At 64.9% G+C, this 2,514-nt stretch carries 3 protein-coding genes; all 3 read right to left on the minus strand.

Annotated features, from left to right (window positions below; genetic code table 11):
• Positions 1-243: 243 nt before the first annotated feature.
• Genes AO501_RS13370 through AO501_RS13380 form a run of 3 tightly spaced genes read right to left on the minus strand, consistent with a single transcriptional unit; the run spans position 244 to position 2,356 of the window.
• Positions 244-1,245, minus strand: coding sequence for a threonine ammonia-lyase (locus tag AO501_RS13370; RefSeq protein WP_055578191.1), 1,002 nt, complete (start codon positions 1,243-1,245; stop codon positions 244-246).
• A gap of 39 nt (positions 1,246-1,284) precedes the next feature.
• On the minus strand, positions 1,285-1,767 hold the full coding sequence (locus AO501_RS13375) for a PaaI family thioesterase (protein WP_055578192.1): 483 nt from the start codon (positions 1,765-1,767) through the stop codon (positions 1,285-1,287).
• Positions 1,751-2,356, minus strand: a complete 606-nt coding sequence (locus AO501_RS13380) for a recombinase family protein (protein ID WP_055578193.1) — start codon at positions 2,354-2,356, stop codon at positions 1,751-1,753. The genes AO501_RS13375 and AO501_RS13380 overlap by 17 nt, the downstream gene beginning before the upstream one ends.
• Between the last annotated feature and the right edge of the window lie 158 nt (positions 2,357-2,514).

The raw sequence follows: 2,514 nt of genomic DNA on the forward strand, positions 1-2,514 counted from the left end.
CAACACACCGGTCTGAAAGAAGGTGGTCCTGAATCAGGCCGTCACACCGGTCCTGAATCAAACTGTCATAGCCACCAAGTACTGCCCTGATCGCGAGTGAAGAGCGGAACCGGAGACCTGGAGCGGTCTGCCGTTCTTTGTGTACAGCTGGTTCATGACGCTGGTTTAACACGCGGATATGACAAACCCCCGCCAACCAAGCGTCGGTGTCACGGCCTATCAGGGGTTCCACCGTCGGATCCGCTAATTAAGAGTCAGCGGGTCCTCGGCACCGGCACCGGCACCGGCACCGACCCAGCGGTGATAGGCGTCTAGGTCGACGTTGCTGCCGCACACGATGGTGACGACGTGTCGGCCGGCGAAGCGGTCGCGGTCTTCGAGGACCGCTGCGACACCGAGCGCGGCCGACGGTTCCACGACCAGGCCAGCGCCCTCGAGAAGCACCCGCATACCGGCGACGATCGATGCCTCCTGCACCAAGACGGCGTCGTCGACGACGAGCAGGAGATCGTTGAGGACGGCCGAAATGGGACACCGCCCGACGACAGCGTCTGCGATGGTGTCCGTCGAATCGGTGTTGATAACACGCCGCTGGCGCCACGAAAGTGTCATCGCCGCCGCGCCGGCCGGCTGAACGCAGATCACTTCCACCTCGGGCGCGAAGACCTTCAGCACATGCCCGACACCGGTAGCCAGCGCTCCGCCGCCCAGAGCGATCAGTACGGCGTCGAACGACGATGCGGCGTCCACCAGTTCCAGGCCGATGGTCGCCGCGCCCTCACAGGTTTCGATGTCCAAGCTGTCTTCGAGCAGCCGGATGCCCTCATGCCGCGCGATGGCTGCCGCTCGGGCACGCGCCATGTCGTGATCGCCGTCCACTAACTCCAATCTGGCGCCCAGTGCGCGCATGCGATCGAGCTTGACCGCGGGGCCAAACCGGGATGCCACGACCGTGACGTCAAGACCCCTGGCGCGACCAGACCACGCGAGGGCCTGGCCGAGGTTGCCCCCGCTGGCACACACCACGGCGGTCGAGCCATTGTCGGCGAGCAGGCTCGCCACGACCTCGGCGCCGCGGGCCTTGAAGCTGCGTACCGGGTTCGCCGTTTCCAGCTTGATGCTCACCGCGCACCCAAGGTCGGGCCCCAGCGCCTCGCAGCGGTACAGCGGGGTGTCCAGGAAAACCGGGTCAATTACCCGGCGGGCGGCTCGGATCCGAGCCGTGTCCAGGCGCGTCCGTTCCACGACACAGCAGCGTAGCGCCGCGTCCTTCGACTGATCAGCTCAGATGAGTGGCCGCCCAATCTGCAATGCCTCTGCGGGGTCAACCATCACGTTCTGCAGGCGCACGTGGCCTTGGGCGCATTCACGACCGTCGCTGCCCTTGACGACGACTCGCCAAAGTTGCTGTTGCCGACCTCGGAACACGGGGGTGCCCTCGGCAGTCACAACACCTTCGCGCGTTGCTCGCAAAAAGTCGGTGTTGTTGTTGACTCCCACCGCGTAGCCCTTGCCATTGAGCGAAATACTCGCTCCCACACTGGCGACGGATTCGACCATCGAGCAGTACACGCCGCCGTGGGTGACTCCGCTGGCCTGTCGCAACCCGGTCCCGATCGTCAAACTGGCGCGAACGCGGTCGGCTCCGATTTCAGAGAACTCCAAGCCGAGGCGGCCCTCGAACAGCGAGGCCGTGAGGGCATTGAGCTGCTCGGGCGTCAAGGGCGGTCTGTGGCCTGCTCCGGCGGCATCACTTTCTTCCGGCATACTCATGGCTCCCTCGTGCTGCTGATCCTCCTGCTGCTAAATAGCGGTATGCGGTGGCACGCCCAACCCCAAAGGCAGCGGCCAACTCTCGGACCGGTTCACCGGTCGCGGCGAGCCGGCGAAGCTGTTCTTGGCGATCGGCAGTGAGTTTGGGCGGCTTAGTGGCCGGCAGCTGGCGACTGCGGCGGGACTCGCGCGATGCGGCGCGCCGCTCCCGGCCGAGCTCAAGCTCAAGCTCGGCCAAAGTCGCCATGATCGCCGCCACCGCGCGCCCGGTTGACGTCGCGGTATCAATCCCTTCTCTCAAGGCGCGCAGCGTGATTCGGCGCTCTGCGAGTTCGGTGATGGTACGGGTGACCTCAAAAACGCTGCGACCGAGCCGGTCGATCGCGCAGACGACGAGGGTGTCATCGGCGCGGGCGTAGTCCAGCATCGCCGTCAGACCCGGGCGAATACTCTTCGCCGATCCGGACAGCTTGTCAGTGAAAATGCGCGCCGGCTCGACGCCGGCGGCGCTCAGCGCCGCCAGTTGTGCGTCGAGGTCTTGGCCGGTGGTGCTAACGCGGGCATAGCCAAGGATGGCGGTCACCGGCACACCGTCTCACATGCTGCGGTCCAACTGATCTGAGACACGCCGCTGTGAGACAAGAAACGAGACACCGCGACCAGCTGTGATCTTCAGAGGTAAGTGGCGGTGAATCTTCAGCGATAGATGGCGTTACATGATCCCGATGACGAGGGATTCGC

The organism is Mycobacterium gordonae (genome assembly GCF_001417955.2).
Taxonomy (GTDB): Bacteria; Actinomycetota; Actinomycetes; order Mycobacteriales; family Mycobacteriaceae; genus Mycobacterium; species Mycobacterium gordonae_B.